Raw genomic sequence first — 17,442 nt, 5'->3', positions numbered from 1 at the left:
CTATCCGGAAAAGCAAAACAGCCAGCAGTTTAAACGGCTCGCCGGTGACATCAAGAATAATTCTTATTTTAATCGCCGGGACGGCCCGCCTGCCGAAAGGTGAGGTTATATCGACAGTCTCCGGTCTCGGGATGATGGCCCGCTTTCAGCGGCTGAACGCCATGATAAAACAGGCGCGACTCCCCGCCCCAGACCACCACATCGCCATGCTCCAGCAGCAGCCGCTGCAGCGGGTCGCTGCGCTGCAACCCGCCAAACTGAAAGATGGCCGGCACCCCCAGCGAGACCGAGACGATCGGCGCCCGCAGATCCTGTTCATCTTTATCCTGATGCAACGACAGCTTTGCGCCGGGCTGGTAGCGGTTAATCAGACAGGCGTCGGGGGAAAAGTCCGGATAGCCGCCGGCCACGGCTGCCGCCAGCGCCAGTTCACGGAATACGGCCGGCATCGGCGGCCAGGTGTGATGAGTTACCGGGTCGACCGGGGCGTAGAGGTAGCCGTGGCGATCGGTGGTCCAGCCCAGCCGGCCGCAGTTGGTCATCGCCACCGACATGGTGTACCCGCCCGGCGTGACCATCTGGCGAAACGGCGACTGACGGGCGACGTCGGCAATCGCCTGCAGCAGCCCCGGAGCGTGCTCGCGGGCAAAGCGCCGAAGGACCACCGCGCCGGGGGCCAGCGGCTCCTGCCACGGCGGGGTATCGCTAAACAGATCGAGCATTACTCCTCCTCTCGTTGCGCCTCGCGCGCCAGCAGCTGCGCTTTTCGCGCGGTTCCCCAGCGATAACCGGACAGCGCGCCATTCTCACGCACCACCCGATGGCAGGGAACGATCACCGCCAGCGAATTCGCCGCGCAGGCGCCGGCCACGGCTCTTACCGCCCGCGGCTGGCCAATATGCTCCGCCACCTGGCGGTAGCTGCGGGTCTCACCCGCCGGGATCTGCCGCAGCGCCTGCCAGACCTGCAGCTGGAACGCGGTGCCCTGCAGATCCAGCGGCAGCGACACCGGCCGCCGGCTGTCGTCGAGGTGGGCGAAAATCTCCGCCATCTGACGACGAAACTCAGGGTCGCCCTGGCGCAACTCGGCGCGGGGAAAGCGCTGGCGCAGATCGTCGAGCAATGCAGCATCGTTATCACCCGGCAGCACGGCGCAGACGCCGCGCTCGCTTTGCGCCACCAGGCAGCGGCCCAGCGCGCAGTCGCCCGTCGTCCAGGTCACCACGGTGGCGGCGCCGCCGCGGCGAAACTGGCTGGCGGTCATCCCTAAGGCGGCATCGGCCTGGCGATAATAGCTGCTGCTGTCGGGGAAGCCGGCCGCCAGCGCGGCGCGGGTCACCGGTTTCCCCTGCTCCAGCGCCTCGCGCAGGCGTCGCGCGCGCCACGCCTGCTGCCAGGCTTTGGGGGTCATACCGGTCACGGATTTGAATAAACGGTGGAAATGAAACGGGCTGACCGCCAGCTCGCGCGCCAGCGCCTCGAGGGTCAGGGGCGCCTCCTGCTCCAGCAAGCGACAGGCCTGCGCCACTTTATCGATCCTTTGCTGCTGCGGGCAGGCTTTATCCGGCTGGCAGCGTTTGCAGGGGCGGAATCCCGCCGCCACGGCAGCAGCGACGTCAGCAAAAAAGCGCACGTTTTCCCGCCGCGCGCGCCGCGAGCGGCAGGAGGGACGGCAGCAGATGCCGGTGGTCAGTACCGCAAAGACGAACTGACCATCGGCCCGGGTATCACGCTCGCAGACCGCCTGCCAGCGGCGGTCATCAGTATCGGCAACTATCGGTTTCATCACGGGTCTCCTGCTGTAAGTGTATCCTCAGTCTGCGGTAAAGCCCGCCGCAAAAAACCCGCAATCTTGCTTTTTAATTTTTTTCGCCGACGAGGAAGGTACGGAACTGCGGCGACATCCAGGTTTTAAAGCCCTCCCCCTCTTTGACGATCATGTAGACTGCCAGCCCTTGCTCGCGCACCACCTGCTGCGCTTTTTCCGGCCCCAGCACCATCAGCCCGGTATCCCAGCCGTCCGCCTCCAGCGCCGTTGGCGCAATAACGGTCACCGAGACCAGCTTATGGGTTATCGGCTGCCCGGTCTGCGGGTCGATGACGTGTGAGATACGTTTCCCGTCGAGTTCATAGTAGTTGCGATAGCTGCCGGAGGTGCTGATGCCGTGGCCATTGATGTCGACAATCGCCTGAACGGCGTTTTCCCGGTCGGTCGGTTTCTGGATCGCCACCCGCCAGGGCTTGCCTTCGCCATTCATCCCGCGGCTGACCAGCGCCCCGCCCACCGACACCAGATAGCGGGAGATCCCCTCCTGCTCCATCAAGCGCGCAAGGTGGTCGGCGGCATAGCCTTCCCCCACGGTGGAGAGGTCGACAAACAGATCGGGAATATCTTTTTGCAGGAACTGCCTGCCGCTCTGATTGATAACCTGCAGATGCTGCAGGCCGATGCGCGCTTTCGCCGCGGCGATCGCCTGCGCATCCGGGGTGGCGACCGGCTGTTTATCCGGGCCAAAGCCCCACAGATTGACCAGCGGCCCCACGGTGATGTCCATCGCGCCGTCCGTTTTGGCGCCAATCCGCAGCGACAGGGTCACGATGTCCGCCATCGCTTCGCTCACCGGCCAGGGCCGGGTATCCGCCGCGTGGTTGAAACGCATCAGCGCCGAGTCGTTTTTCCAGGTCGACAGCAGGCGATCGTCGGCGTCCAGCTGGGCCTGAACCTTGGCGCGCAGCGCCTGGGCCTTTGCCTCATCCACGCCGATAACGCTGACCCGCCAGAAGGTGCCCATCGTTTTACCATCCAGTACGGTGGCCGTTGAGGCGGGTGTCGCGGGAGTGGTGGCTGAATCGCAGCCAGAGAACAGTACGCAGGCGCCCAACAGCGCGGCGCGAAAGAAAGTCATATCCATTAATCGAGGCTCCTCTTACCAGGGCGACAAGAGTATACCAGCGAGGTTAAACCAGACATAAAAAAAGGCGCCAGAGGCGCCTTTTTGTTATGCAGTTTGCAACTTAGAACTGGTAAACCAGGCCCAGGGCAACCACGTCGTCGGTAGAAACACCGGCGTTGCGGGTGAAGCTGTTGTCGTCCAGCAGGTTGATTTTGTAGTCAACATAGGTGGACATGTTTTTGTTGAAGTAGTAGGTCGCGCCCACGTCAACATATTTCAGGATGTCCTGGTCGCCGTAGCCTTCCAGATCCTTACCTTTAGACTGCAGGTAAGCGACGGACGGACGCAGACCGAAGTCGAACTGGTACTGAGCAACCACTTCGAAGTTCTGCGCTTTGTTAGCAAAGCCCAGAGAACCAGCGCGGGTCGCGTTGTAGGTCTGGGTGTACTGAGTGGCCAGGTAGATGTTGTTCGCGTCGTATTTCAGACCGCCGGTGTAGGTTTCAGCGTTGTCGCCGTTACCCAGAACCAGGTTGTTCTGATCGTCGGTACGTTTAGAGTGAGAGTACGCGAAACCAGCGCTGATGCCATCAAAGATGTCATAAGTTACAGAGGTACCGAAGCCGTCACCGTTCTGTTTCTGAGCGCCACGACCGTTGTTGGTCGCGCCTTCGCCGCTGACGCTGCCGTTTTTACCCTGGTACTGCAGAGCAAAGTTCAGGCCGTCAACCAGACCGAAGAAGTCAGAGTTACGGTAGGTTGCAACGCCGTTAGCACGGGACTGCAGGAAGTTGTCAGAACCGTAGGTGTCGCCGCCGAATTCCGGCAGAACGTCGGTCCAGGACGTTACGTCGTATACTACGCCGTAGTTACGACCGTAGTCGAAAGAGCCCGCGTCGCCAAATTTCAGACCGGCGAATGCCAGACGAGTCCATGCCTGATCGCTGGAGCTTTCAGTGTTGTTCGCCTGAACGTTGTATTCCCACTGGCCGTAACCGGTCAGCTGGTCGTTGATCTGAGTTTCGCCTTTTACGCCTACACGCATGTAGGTCTGGTCGCCGTCGACGCTCTTGTCGTCAGAGAAGTAGTGCAGACCGTCAATTTTACCGTACAGGTCTAATTTGTTGCCGTCTTTGTTATAAATTTCAGCCGCATTTGCTGCGCCTGCTACCAGCAGAGCCGGTACCAGGAGGGACAGTACTTTAACTTTCATGTTATTAACCCTCTGTTTGTTATATGCCTTTTATTATGCCACTGCTTACTGATTACCCTTCTAATCAGTCGGCTATTTCATTGTGCTGCAAAATGCAGAATAATCCAACAAGAATATGATACTAAAACTTCTAAGATGTTTCAAAGTTCCCACAAGATGTTTCAATTTGTAAATGCAGCGGAACTTTTTTTCACCCCAAAATGGCCAGGGAAATACGCACTAATAATCAAAAAAATTATTTAGCCATTCAAAATCAATATGATATACAAAACCAAGCCTATAGCACTGAATGGTAAAACAAAATGATCATTGGTGACTAAAATAAGAGTCGCTATCATCATTAACTTTATTTATTACCGTCATTCAGTTCTGAATGTCTGTTTACCCCTATTTCAACCGGATGCCTCGCATCCGGTTTTTTTTACCCTTCTTTACACAACTTTAATTTATCTGTGCTACAGCCAATGATTCCCTAACGACTATTAATCAATCAATTAGGCCGCCTTTCGTGCTTATTCTGCCAATGTCTTGTTATTTCGTGCGATTCTTCGCTTTTGTTTCTGCCAATATCGTTAGCTGTCAGCCTTGCGGACGCGGTTTCATTTACGCTTCGTTTCTAAGATAATTCCTGGGCGGTATCGCGCCGCTGGCGCCAATCTGTAGTATGGATTTACGCCATTAGCCTTTATACTGCCTGCAGCATCTGCTTTGTTGCCAGTTACTCTGGCGCTACATCCTGTTTACAAACAATGATGAGTCGTTCAGCCACAAGATGACCCCGAAAAAATTCTCTCTGATCCCCGGCAACATCAGCCGCTTCTTCATTTTGATGGTTATTGTCCTGCTGGCGACGATGGGGGTGATGATTCAAAGCGCCGTCAATGCCTGGCTGAAAGAGAAGAGCTATCAGGTGGTTGATGTCTCTCATGCCCTGCACCAGCGCATTGATACCTGGCGCTATGCCACCTGGCAAATCTACGACAATATCGCCGCCACCTCTTCCAACACCGCCAGCGGCGGCCTGCAGGAGACGCGTTTAAAGCAGGACGTGTACTATCTGGAGAAGCCCCGACGTAAAACCGAAGCCCTGATCTTTGGCTCCCACGACAGCTCGACCCTCGAGATGACGCAGAAAATGTCCGATTATCTGGATATTTTGTGGGGCGCGGAGACCATTCCGTGGTCGATGTACTATCTCAATGGTCTGGATAATAGCCTGATTCTCATCTCCACCCTGCCGTTGAAGGACCTCTCCTCAAGCTTTAAAGAGTCAACCATCAGCAGCGTGGTGGAATCACGGCGCGCGGAAATGCTGCTGCAGGCCAATACCCTTGATGAGCGCGAGACCTTCTCGCCGCTGCGCCATCTTGCCTGGCAGAACGCGCACTACTTTACGTTACGTACTACCTTCAATCAGCCAGGACACCTGGCGACAGTGGTCGCCTTCGACCTGCCGATTAACGATCTGATCCCGCCGGGCATGGCGCTGGACAGCTTCCGTATCGAGCCTGATCCCTCGCAAAATGTTGCCGCCAGCCCCGAGAAAGAGGCTAGCGATCATATCGGGATCACCTTCAACGGCATGCAGATTGACATCGCCACCGACATCAGCACCACCGGTATGCAGGTGCTGTGGACGGTCCCGATGAGCACCATGCTGCTGGAGTCCCTGCAGAACATTCTTCTGCCGCTGCTGCTTAACATTGGCCTGCTGGCGCTGGCCCTGTTCGGTTTCACCGCCTTTCGGCATTATAAAGGACGCAGCAGCGCCTCGGGCGCCGGGCTCCCCTCCGCCGCCAATAGCGAACTGCGTTTACTGCGCGCCATTAATGAAGAAATTGTGTCTTTGCTGCCGCTGGGTCTGCTCGTCCACGATCAGGAAGCCAACCGAACGGTGATCAGCAACCCGATTGCCGACCATCTGCTTCCGCACCTGAACCTGCAGAACATCACCAACATGGCGGATCAGCATCAGGGGGTGATCCAGGCCACCGTCAACAACGAACAGTATGAGATCCGCCAGTATCGCAGCCAGGTAGCGCCGCGCACGCAGATCCTGATTATCCGAGACCAGGACCGCGAAGTGCTGGTCAATAAAAAGCTCAAACAGGCCCAGCGCTTGTATGAGAAAAACCAGCAGGGCCGGGCGGCCTTTATGCAGCATATCGGCAGCGCCCTGAAGCAGCCCGCCCTGAACCTGGCGGCCGAGGCAGCGGCGCTCGACGGCGCGGAGAACCTGACGCTGGCGCAGCATGCCGATGAGCTGGTCACACTGATCGATGACATTCAGCTGGCTAACCTGCTGGAAAGCGATGCCTGGAAAACCAGCCAGTCGCTGTTCTCGGTGCAGGAGCTGATCGACGACGTCGTACCGGAGGTGCTGCCGGCGATGAAGCGCAAGGGGCTGCAGTTGCTTATCAATAACGCGCTGCCTGCCGGCGAGCAACGCTATGGCGACCGTGAAGCGCTGCGGCGCACGCTGGTGCTGCTGATCCAGTATTCCGTCACCACCACGCCGATCGGCAAGATCACCCTCGACGTCTGCCAGGAAGAGTCGGCCAGCGATCGCCTGACCTTCCGCATTCTCGATACCGGCAACGGGGTCTCGGCTAACGAGATCGACAATATGCACTTCCCGTATCTCAATGAGACCCAGAGCGATCTGTACGGCAAAGCGAACGCCCTCACCTTCTGGTTATGTGACCGCATGACGCGCAAGCTGGGCGGGCAGTTGACCATCAAAGCGCGAGAGTCGCTGGGGACTCGCTATAGCCTGCATCTGAAAATGCCGGCCAGCGAAGAGGCGCCAGAGGCGGGAGAACATCTGCTGGATGACGTTATCGTCCTGCTGGATGTGACCTCCAGCGAAGTGCGGCGGATTGTCACCCGCCAGCTGGAGAGCTGGGGGGCGTCCTGCATCACGCCGGACGATCGGGCGACAAGTCAAGCGTTCGATCTGTATTTAACGGATAATCCGTCTAATCTTACTGCTTCGGGCTTGCTTTTAAGCGATGATGAGGTTGGGATACGCAAAATCGGCCCGGGCCAACTGCGGGTCAACTTTAATATTAGCACGGCGATGCAGGAGGCTATCCTGCAGCTTATTGAGCAGCAGCTGGCGGAGGAGGCGGTTCAGCCCGCCACCTCAGGAAACGAGAGTAACGCCGAACTCCATGCCAGCGGCTATTACGCACTGTTTGCCGATACGGTACCGGATGATGTTCAGAGATTGTATACTGAAATCGAAGCGGGCGATTTTGCTGCTCTGGCACAAACCGCCCACCGCCTCAAAGGGGCATTTGCTATGCTTAATCTGATACCCGGCAAACAGTTATGTGAAACGCTTGAGCATCTGATTCGCGAAAAGGATGCGCAAGGCATAGAAAAATATATCAGCGACATTGACGCTTACGTCAAGAGCTTGCTGTAGAAGGTAGCCTTATACATGAACACTATGAACGTAATTATTGCCGATGACCATCCGATCGTACTGTTCGGTATTCGTAAGTCACTTGAGCAAATTGAGTGGGTGAACGTCGTTGGCGAGTTTGAAGACTCCACGGCCCTTATTAACAATCTTCCGAAGCTGGACGCCCATGTGCTGATCACCGATCTGTCCATGCCCGGTGATAAATACGGCGACGGGATCACGCTGATTAAATACATCAAGCGCCACTTCCCGGATCTGTCGATCATTGTTCTGACCATGAACAACAACCCGGCGATCCTCAGCGCGGTGCTGGATCTGGATATCGAAGGGATCGTCCTCAAGCAGGGGGCGCCGACCGATCTGCCAAAAGCGCTGGCCGCGCTGCAGAAAGGGAAGAAATTCACCCCGGAAAGCGTCTCTCGTCTGCTGGAAAAAATCAGCGCCAGCGGCTATGGCGATAAACGCCTGTCGCCGAAAGAGAGCGAAGTGCTGCGTCTGTTCGCCGAAGGCTTCCTGGTGACCGAGATCGCCAAAAAGCTTAACCGCAGCATCAAAACCATCAGTAGCCAGAAAAAGTCGGCGATGATGAAGCTGGGCGTCGAAAACGACATCGCCCTGCTGAACTACCTCTCCTCCGTCTCGCTGAGCGCGACGGACAAAGAGTAATCCTACGCTCTCTCCGTCTCGCCCCGGCGAGACGGAGTTCCCCGTTATTCCCGCCCTTTACGTACCCGCGCCGCATATACCGTCAGCGTTTGCTTCAGCACGTCAAGCGTCACCGGCTTGGACAGACAGCTGTCCATCCCCGATTCCAGACAGCGCTGCTTCTCTTCCGCCAGGGCATTGGCCGTGACGCCAATCACCGGCAGCGTCAGGCCAAGCTGACGAATGCGCTGCGTCAGGCGATAACCATCCATATTAGGCATGTTGACGTCGCTGAGCACGATATCGATGTGCTGCTTGCTGAGGACGTTGAGCGCGTCGACCCCGTCGTTCGCGGTCACGCACTGGTAGCCGAGCGATCCCAGCTGATCCGCCAGCAGGCGCCGGTTGATCGGATGATCGTCGACCACGAGGATCATCATGTCGTCGTTATTGCCGGCCTGCGCCTCCGGCGCCATCAACGCCCGGCTATTGTCCGCACTGGCCAGCGCGACGTGGAAAATACGCCCCAACAGTGGCAGCAGTTCATGCGGCGTCGTCACGCTATGCAGCCACTCGCCGGCGGCCCGTTCCTGCGGAATACCGATATGACGACGGCAGAAGATGACCATCGCCCTTCCCTGCCAGCCGCTCAGCGCTTCATCGTCAGTGAGTAAGACATCCTCGGCGTCCGGGGTTTCTCCGGCATGACGACGTACCGTAAGGCCGTGATAGCTGAGCAGCGAGGTGACGAACATCGCCAGCGAGGTGTTGTGGATGGCCAGCCAGCAGGTCTTGCCAGCGAAACCGTTCGCCGTCATCTGCGGCGTGTTCTGCACGCCATACAGCGGGATGCGGATGGTAAAGCGGCTGCCCATTCCCGGCTCCGTTTCCACGGCGATATCGCCATCCATCATGCTGATCAGTTTTTCACAGATCGCCAGGCCAAGGCCGGTGCCCTGGAAGTTGCGCTGCACGCCGGTCCCCACCTGGAAGAAGGGGTCGAAGAGGCGCAATACCTCTTTCGCCGGGATCCCCTCCCCGGTGTCGCGGACGCTAATCTGCAGATAATCCCCCGCGCACTGGACGTGCAGGATAATGCAGCCGGTGTCGGTGAACTTGATCGCATTGCTCAGCAGGTTGGAGATCACCTGCTGCAGGCGCATCGGGTCACCGGACATCTGTTCCGGAACGTCCGGTTCGATAAAGCAGTACAGACCCAGCTGCTTGCGCACCACCAGCGGCAGATAGTTGGCGGAGATATGGTTCATGACCTCGCGCGGGGAAAATTCCCGCGGCTCGATCTTCAACTGCTCGGACTCGATTTTGGAGAAATCGAGAATATCGCTGATGATTTTCAACAGCAGGCTTGAGGAGTTGTTCATCGCCGTCACCAGGCGATCGACGCCCTTCGGCAACGCTTTGGTCTGCAGCAGATCGAGGTTGCCGATGATGCCATACAGCGGAGTACGCAGCTCATGGCTGACGGTGGCAAGGAACATCGATTTCGACTGGCTGGCCTGCTCCGCCGCCTGGGCCATCTCCTGCAGCGACTCTTCCATTTTCACGCGGGCGGAAACGTCCACCAGCACGCAAATCGCCACGTTTTCGTTGCGATAGCGCGAGTGGACAAAGCTAATCTGCAGGTTGGTATGGTTGCTGGTCAGCACATCGACAAAGTTGACCTGCTGGCCGCAGATGATCTGCGTCAGCCGCTGGCGGTCCTCATGGGTCAGCATGTTCAGATAGTTGTGCGCCAGCTCGTTACTGAGAATGTTGGTCCCGTCGAGGGTGCGCAGAATACAGATCCCCACCGGGGCGGAGGCCACGATTTTGCGGTTGAACTGCTCATGCTCTTCCAGCCGCTGAGCGTCATTTTCCGCAGGGATAAAAATGCGCCGCTCATACATCCGCGCCAGCGCAAACAGCATCGCGCCGCTGAGGATATTGAGAACGATGGCGTTGATGATCAGCATACGGATCCGCTCCAGCACCTGGTCTACCGAGACGGAATAGACGATGCTCAGGGAGGACGGCGCGAGGCTTTTCTTCAGCACCAGCTCGCGGAAACCCGCGCTGTAGCCAAACCACATTCGCTCCTGCATCCATTTCGCTTCGCTCTGGATTTTGCTTTCCGCGCCGGCCAGGGAGATCAGCGGCTGGCCGTTATCGTCGAAGATAGTCACGCTCATCGGCAGGCTGCCCGGCGTAAAGAAGCTTTCCATGCGGATGGTCTGCTCAACGCCGAGCATCGCCTGCAGGCGATTGGCCATATAGATCGGCGTCAGGGCGTAAAAATAGCCCACCCCGGGGCGCATGCCCTGGCTTATCCAGAACAGGTTGTTGCCGCGCTCGTTTTGCGGCGCATTGCGGTATTGCTCAATGCGTTGATGCAGGACTTTCAGCGCCTGATCGCGCTCAATCGGCACGTCACGCAGGCCAAAGTTGGCCATACAGAGATTATCGCTGCCGATGAGAAAGATACGGTTAAGGTCGTAGGCGGCGGTAAAATTATCCCGCCAGTAGCGCATAAACCACGCCAGCGATTGGAGCGAATTACGCCAGGCGCTACTCATCGCGCTGCAGTCGGAGTCAGGATACAGGGGTTCAAAGCTGGGGATCGCAATATCGCCGCTTTGCCCTTGCGCTACCGCATCCCCTGCCGACAGCCGGTTACCGGCGACGTACTTCAGCTCTTTAATCACATCCGCCGTACGCTGAATGTAGCGCTGGGCCTGATCGGCGTTGAGATTGAGCTCCTGATGGATCTCGGCTTCCCGCTCGTGGAGCGCGTTGACGATATAAAATACAGAGACAAACGCAATCAGCAGCCACAGCAATACCGCCAGCGCTCTGAACAGATAACGTGAAACCTTCAGGGTTGTGTGAAAAGAGGCAAGATATTTCAATGTGGCGATGCTCGGCCGTCAGGGACTCAACAGAATGGGGTTAAAGTAGCGGTAAACCGGCTTTGCCGCAATGTTAATGCAAAAAGGGCCGGGAGAATACCCGGCCCTTTCAGAACATTTACCTGGGACGATTACTCTTCGTCTTCGGCGATGTCGTCATCGGTATCCGCTTCCGGGGCGATATCGTCATCGCCTTCCGCCGCGCTACCGTCGATGGCGTCCAGTTCTTCGTCGTCTACCGGCTCAGCGACGCGCTGCAGCCCCACCACGTTTTCATCTTCCGCGGTGCGGATGAGGATCACGCCCTGGGTGTTACGGCCCACGATGCTCACTTCGGAAACGCGGGTACGCACCAGCGTCCCGGCGTCGGTGATCATCATGATCTGATCGCAATCATCCACCTGTACGGCGCCGACCACGGAACCGTTACGCTCGGTGACTTTGATCGAGATAACGCCCTGGGTGGCACGCGACTTGGTCGGATACTCAGCCGCGGCGGTACGTTTACCGTAACCGTTTTGCGTCACCGTCAGGATCGCGCCTTCGCCGCGCGGAATAATCAGCGAGACGACGCTGTCGTTTTCCGCCAGCTTAATGCCGCGTACGCCGGTGGCGGTACGGCCCATGGCGCGAACGGCATCTTCTTTGAAGCGCACGACCTTGCCGGCCGCGGAGAACAGCATCACTTCGTCCTGACCAGAGGTCAGATCGACGCCGATCAGCTCATCGCCTTCGTTCAGGTTCACCGCGATAATGCCGGCGGAACGCGGACGACTGAACTCGGTCAGCGCGGTTTTCTTCACGGTACCGCTGGCGGTGGCCATAAAGACGTTGACGCCCTCTTCATACTCGCGGACCGGCAGGATAGCGGTGATACGCTCATCGGCTTCCAGCGGCAGCAGGTTGACGATCGGACGACCGCGCGCGCCGCGGCTGGCCTCCGGCAGCTGATAGACCTTCATCCAGTACAGACGACCGCGGCTTGAGAAGCAGAGGATGGTGTCATGGGTGTTGGCCACCAGCAGGCGGTCAATAAAGTCTTCTTCTTTAATGCGCGCTGCCGATTTGCCTTTACCGCCACGACGCTGTGCTTCGTAGTCGGTCAGCGGCTGATACTTCACATAGCCCTGATGCGACAGGGTGACCACCACGTCTTCCTGGTTGATCAGATCTTCGATGTTGATATCAGCGCTGTTGGCGGTGATTTCGGTACGACGTTCGTCGCCGAACTGGTCGCGGATCAGCTCCAGCTCTTCGCGAATCACTTCCATCAGACGGTCGGCGCTGCCGAGGATGTGCAGCAGTTCCGCGATCTGCTCCAGCAGCTCTTTATATTCGTCGAGCAGTTTTTCATGCTCAAGGCCGGTCAGTTTCTGCAGACGCAGATCCAGAATCGCCTGGGCCTGCTGCTCGGTCAGGTAGTATTTACCCTCGCGCACGCCGAACTCGGGCTCCAGCCATTCCGGACGCGCGGCGTCATCACCGGCACGCTCCAGCATCGCCGCGACGTTACCGAGATCCCACGCCTGGGCAACCAGCGCCGCTTTCGCTTCAGCCGGGGTCGGCGCGCGACGGATCAGTTCGATAATCGGGTCGATATTGGCCAGCGCCACGGCCAGCGCTTCGAGGATATGCGCGCGGTCACGGGCTTTACGCAGCTCGAAAATGGTGCGACGGGTCACCACTTCGCGGCGGTGGCGCACGAAGGCGGCGATGATGTCTTTCAGGTTCATGATCTTCGGCTGGCCATGGTGCAGCGCAACCATGTTGATGCCGAAGGAGACCTGCAGCTGGGTCTGGGAATAGAGGTTGTTGAGCACCACTTCCCCTACCGCGTCGCGCTTCACTTCAATCACGATGCGCATCCCGTCTTTATCAGACTCGTCACGCAGCGCGCTGATGCCTTCCACGCGTTTTTCTTTTACCAGCTCGGCGATTTTCTCAATCAGGCGCGCTTTGTTCACCTGATAGGGAATTTCATGCACGATGATGGTTTCGCGGCCGGATTTCGCGTCCACTTCCACTTCCGCGCGCGCGCGGATGTAGACTTTACCGCGACCGGTGCGGTAGGCCTCTTCAATACCGCGACGGCCGTTGATAATGGCGGCGGTCGGGAAATCAGGGCCAGGAATATGCGCCATCAGCCCTTCAATGCTGATGTCTTCATCGTCGACATAGGCCAGACAGCCGTTGATCACTTCCGTCAGGTTATGCGGCGGTATGTTGGTGGCCATCCCGACGGCGATCCCGGAGGCGCCGTTTACCAGCAGGTTAGGAATTTTGGTCGGCATGACGTCCGGAATACGCTCCGTGCCGTCATAGTTGTCAACGAAATCGACCGTCTCTTTTTCAAGATCGGCCATCAGCTCATGAGCGATTTTCGCCAGACGAATTTCGGTATAACGCATCGCCGCGGCGGAGTCGCCGTCGATGGAACCAAAGTTACCCTGCCCGTCCACCAGCATGTAACGCAGCGAGAACGGCTGCGCCATACGCACGATGGTGTCGTATACCGCGGAGTCGCCGTGCGGGTGGTATTTACCGATTACGTCACCAACGACACGGGCTGATTTTTTATAGGCTTTGTTCCAGTCATTGCCCAATACGTTCATGGCGTAAAGTACGCGACGGTGTACCGGCTTCAGGCCATCTCGGACATCCGGCAGCGCACGGCCAACAATGACCGACATCGCATAATCCAGATAAGAGTTCTTAAGCTCTTCCTCAATGTTGACCGGTGTAATTTCTCTCGCAAGGTCGCTCATCTAACCGCTATCCCTCTACTGTATCCCGGATTCAAAGGTCGCAAATTATAACACAGCCGCGCTAAGAGAGGTAAAGCAATACGGTTTATTCATGGCGCGCTGCTGATATACTCGCAGGTCTGAACAGAAAAGGAGTAAAAGCGCCCATGAATGCCGAAAAAACGTCGGTAGCCCCTAACGTCGATCATGCTGAAATCGCCAAATTCGAAGCCGTCGCCTCGCGCTGGTGGGATCTGGAGGGCGAGTTCAAACCGCTCCACCGCATTAACCCCCTGCGGCTGGGCTATATCGCCGAACGCTCTGGCGGCCTGTTCGGTAAAAAAGTCCTCGATGTCGGCTGCGGCGGCGGCATCCTCGCCGAGAGCATGGCGCGCGAAGGCGCGACGGTCACCGGGCTGGACATGGGCGCCGAGCCGCTGCAGGTGGCGAAACTGCACGCCCTGGAGAGCGGAATTCAGGTGGAGTATGTTCAGGAAACGGTTGAAGAACATGCCGCGAAGCATCCGCAGCAGTATGACGTCGTCACCTGCATGGAGATGCTGGAGCACGTCCCTGACCCACAGTCGGTCGTCCGCGCCTGCGCGCGGCTGGTGAAGCCTGGCGGCCAGGTCTTCTTCTCCACCATCAACCGTAACGGTAAAGCGTGGCTGATGGCGGTGGTCGGCGCGGAATATGTCATGAAGATGGTGCCCAAAGGCACTCATGATGTGAAAAAGTTTATCAAGCCGGCCGAACTGCTGGGCTGGGTAGATCAGACTTCTCTGAAAGAGCAGCATATCATCGGCCTGCATTACAATCCGTTGACCAACACCTTCAAGTTGGCGCCGGGGGTTGATGTTAACTATATGTTGCATACCAGCGCCAAAAAAGCGTGACGTCAGCACCTGCGCTTATGATGATTGCGCGGCATCAAGCCGCGTGATTATTTCTTCCGATGAAGAAATCAGCACTCGATCAAATTTTCATTTTTTTTTCTGTTTTATTGACTTCTTCTCCAGGCCTTATGCGACGTGGACTTGCGGATTATTACCCTTCCGCAACCTCAATTTAACGTCAAAATCAACCCTTGTACTCAAAAGATTCCTTACTAAAATACTCACCATATAGCGTTCCTTTTATCGACAACCCCCTACATATAGTATTTATCCACAGAGTTAGTCACAACGGCCTTCTGTGGATAAACGGGGGATATTTTCTTTCACGGACAGGTAAAATCCACATGAATCAGAGTCTGCTGGTGACAAAGCGCGACGGAACCACCGAGCGCATCAATCTCGACAAAATCCATCGCGTACTGGATTGGGCGGCAGAAGGACTGAATAACGTTTCGATTTCCCAGGTAGAGCTGCGCTCGCATATCCAGTTCTATGACGGCATTAAAACCGCGGACATCCACGAAACCATTATCAAAGCCGCTGCGGATCTGATCTCCCGCGAGGCGCCGGATTACCAGTACCTCGCCGCGCGTCTGGCGATTTTCCATTTGCGTAAAAAAGCCTTCGGCCAGTTTGAGCCGCCGGCGCTTTACGATCACGTGGTGAAGATGGTCGAGAAGGGTAAATACGATCATCATCTGCTGGAAGACTACACGGAAGAAGAGTTCCAGCAGATGGACGGTTTCCTCGACCACTGGCGCGACATGAACTTCTCCTACGCTGCCGTTAAGCAGCTGGAAGGCAAGTATCTGGTACAAAACCGCGTCACCGGCGAAATTTATGAGAGCGCGCAGTTCCTCTATATTCTGGTGGCTGCCTGCCTGTTCTCTAACTACCCGCGCGAAACGCGTCTGGACTACATCAAGCGTTTCTACGACGCGGTGTCGACCTTTAAAATCTCGCTGCCGACGCCGATCATGTCCGGCGTGCGTACCCCAACCCGTCAGTTCAGCTCCTGCGTGCTGATCGAGTGCGGCGACAGCCTGGACTCCATCAACGCTACCTCCAGCGCGATTGTGAAATACGTTTCCCAGCGCGCCGGCATCGGCATCAACGCCGGCCGCATTCGCGCGCTGGGCAGCCCGATCCGCGGCGGCGAAGCCTTCCACACCGGCTGCATTCCGTTCTACAAACATTTCCAGACCGCGGTGAAGTCCTGCTCGCAGGGCGGCGTACGCGGCGGCGCGGCGACCCTCTTCTACCCAATGTGGCATCTGGAAGTGGAAAGCCTGCTGGTGCTGAAAAACAACCGCGGGACCGACGCCAACCGCGTTCGTCACATGGACTACGGGGTGCAGATCAACAAGCTGATGTACACCCGTCTGCTGAAGGGCGGCGACATTACCCTGTTCAGCCCTTCCGACGTCCCGGGCCTGTATGACGCTTTCTTCGCCGATCAGGACGAATTTGAGCGCCTGTACACCCAGTACGAGCAGGACGACAGCATTCGCAAGCAGCGCATTAAAGCGGTTGAGCTGTTCTCGCTGATGATGCAGGAGCGCGCCTCCACCGGCCGCATCTACATCCAGAACGTCGACCACTGCAACACCCACAGCCCGTTCGATCCGGTGGTCGCCCCGGTGCGCCAGTCTAACCTGTGCCTGGAGATCGCCCTGCCGACTAAACCGCTGGAAGACGTCAACGACGAAAACGGCGAAATCGCGCTGTGCACCCTGTCGGCCTTCAACCTCGGGGCTATCGACAGCCTCGACGAGCTGGAAGAGCTGGCGGTGCTGGCGGTGCGTGCCCTGGACGCGCTGCTCGACTATCAGGATTACCCCATCCCGGCCGCCAAACGCGGCGCGATGGGCCGCCGTACGCTGGGCATCGGCGTGATCAACTTCGCTTACTATCTGGCGAAGCATGGCAAACGCTACTCCGACGGCAGCGCCAACAACCTGACCCACAAAACGTTCGAAGCGATTCAGTACTACCTGCTGAAGGCCTCCAACGAACTGGCTATCGAACAGGGCGCTTGCCCGTGGTTCAACGAAACCACCTATGCGCAGGGTATCCTGCCGATCGATACCTATAAAAAAGACCTGGACGGCATCGTCAGCGAGTCCCTGCACTACGACTGGGAAGCGCTTCGCGCGTCCATCAAAACCCACGGCCTGCGTAACTCCACGCTCTCCGCGCTGATGCCGTCCGAGACCTCGTCGCAGATCTCCAACGCCACCAACGGCATCGAGCCGCCGCGCGGCCACGTGAGTATCAAAGCGTCGAAGGATGGGATCCTGCGCCAGGTGGTGCCGGACTACGAAAACCTGCAGAACGCCTACGAACTGCTGTGGGAAATGCCGAACAACGACGGCTACCTGCAGCTGGTGGGTATCATGCAGAAGTTTATCGACCAGTCGATCTCTGCGAATACCAACTACGATCCGACGCGCTTCCCTTCCGGAAAAGTGCCGATGCAGCAGTTGCTGAAAGACCTGCTCAACGCCTATAAATTCGGCGTCAAAACGCTGTACTATCACAACACCCGTGATGGCGCTGAAGACGCTCAGGATGACCTGGCCCCGTCCATCCAGGACGACGGCTGCGAAAGCGGCGCTTGTAAGATCTAAGGTATTTTTGCCGGGTGGCGCTACGCTTACCCGGCCTACGATTTTGTAGGCCCGGCCAACGCATCGCCGCCGGGCAATACAGTT

Annotated in this window: 10 protein-coding genes; 4 read left to right on the top strand and 6 right to left on the bottom strand. The window is 57.6% G+C overall.

Going from position 1 to position 17,442, the window contains the following annotated elements:
• Positions 1–68: 68 nt before the first annotated feature.
• From alkB to ompK36, 4 genes are all read right to left on the bottom strand, one after another.
• A complete protein-coding gene (alkB, locus tag LGM20_RS07690) occupies positions 69–722 on the bottom strand; it encodes a DNA oxidative demethylase AlkB (RefSeq protein WP_044524239.1) in 654 nt (217 codons plus the stop codon).
• The gene (gene ada, locus LGM20_RS07685) at positions 722–1,786 is read right to left on the bottom strand and encodes a bifunctional DNA-binding transcriptional regulator/O6-methylguanine-DNA methyltransferase Ada (protein ID WP_044524240.1); all 1,065 of its coding nucleotides are present in this window, start codon (positions 1,784–1,786) and stop codon (positions 722–724) included. Before ada ends, alkB begins: the two co-directional genes overlap by 1 nt.
• Before the next feature lie 73 nt (positions 1,787–1,859).
• Positions 1,860–2,912 (bottom strand): FAD:protein FMN transferase ApbE, encoded by a 1,053-nt coding sequence (gene apbE / locus LGM20_RS07680; RefSeq protein WP_044524242.1) that lies wholly within the window; start codon positions 2,910–2,912, stop codon positions 1,860–1,862.
• Between the two features lie 103 nt (positions 2,913–3,015).
• On the bottom strand, positions 3,016–4,107 hold the full coding sequence (ompK36, locus tag LGM20_RS07675; RefSeq protein WP_044524243.1) for a porin OmpK36: 1,092 nt from the start codon (positions 4,105–4,107) through the stop codon (positions 3,016–3,018).
• Positions 4,108–4,879: 772 nt separating this feature from the next.
• Here ompK36 and rcsD point away from each other — a divergent pair.
• Both rcsD and rcsB read left to right on the top strand, forming a co-directional pair.
• Positions 4,880–7,537: a phosphotransferase RcsD gene (rcsD, locus tag LGM20_RS07670; protein ID WP_044524244.1), complete on the top strand. Its 2,658-nt coding sequence runs from the start codon at positions 4,880–4,882 to the stop codon at positions 7,535–7,537.
• A 15-nt stretch (positions 7,538–7,552) separates the two neighbouring features.
• The gene (gene rcsB / locus LGM20_RS07665; RefSeq protein ID WP_002913007.1) at positions 7,553–8,203 is read left to right on the top strand and encodes a response regulator transcription factor RcsB; all 651 of its coding nucleotides are present in this window, start codon (positions 7,553–7,555) and stop codon (positions 8,201–8,203) included.
• A 44-nt stretch (positions 8,204–8,247) separates the two neighbouring features.
• Here the strand turns inward: rcsB and rcsC are convergent, their stop codons facing one another.
• On the bottom strand, positions 8,248–11,088 hold the full coding sequence (gene rcsC, locus LGM20_RS07660; protein WP_023290484.1) for a two-component system sensor histidine kinase RcsC: 2,841 nt from the start codon (positions 11,086–11,088) through the stop codon (positions 8,248–8,250).
• A gap of 131 nt (positions 11,089–11,219) precedes the next feature.
• Positions 11,220–13,853, bottom strand: a complete 2,634-nt coding sequence (gyrA, locus tag LGM20_RS07655) for a DNA topoisomerase (ATP-hydrolyzing) subunit A (protein WP_004201688.1) — start codon at positions 13,851–13,853, stop codon at positions 11,220–11,222.
• A 146-nt stretch (positions 13,854–13,999) separates the two neighbouring features.
• Here gyrA and ubiG point away from each other — a divergent pair, with 146 nt between their 5' ends.
• Together ubiG and nrdA are read left to right on the top strand one after the other, a co-directional pair.
• Positions 14,000–14,728, top strand: coding sequence for a bifunctional 2-polyprenyl-6-hydroxyphenol methylase/3-demethylubiquinol 3-O-methyltransferase UbiG (ubiG, locus tag LGM20_RS07650; RefSeq protein WP_044524245.1), 729 nt, complete (start codon positions 14,000–14,002; stop codon positions 14,726–14,728).
• Positions 14,729–15,072: 344 nt separating this feature from the next.
• On the top strand, positions 15,073–17,358 hold the full coding sequence (nrdA, locus tag LGM20_RS07645; protein WP_032453556.1) for a class 1a ribonucleoside-diphosphate reductase subunit alpha: 2,286 nt from the start codon (positions 15,073–15,075) through the stop codon (positions 17,356–17,358).
• Positions 17,359–17,442 lie beyond the last annotated feature (84 nt).

The sequence above is a fragment of the Klebsiella quasipneumoniae subsp. quasipneumoniae genome (genome assembly GCF_020525925.1).
Lineage (GTDB): Bacteria > Pseudomonadota > Gammaproteobacteria > Enterobacterales > Enterobacteriaceae > Klebsiella > Klebsiella quasipneumoniae.
This window is presented reverse-complemented; position numbering and strand designations above follow the sequence as displayed.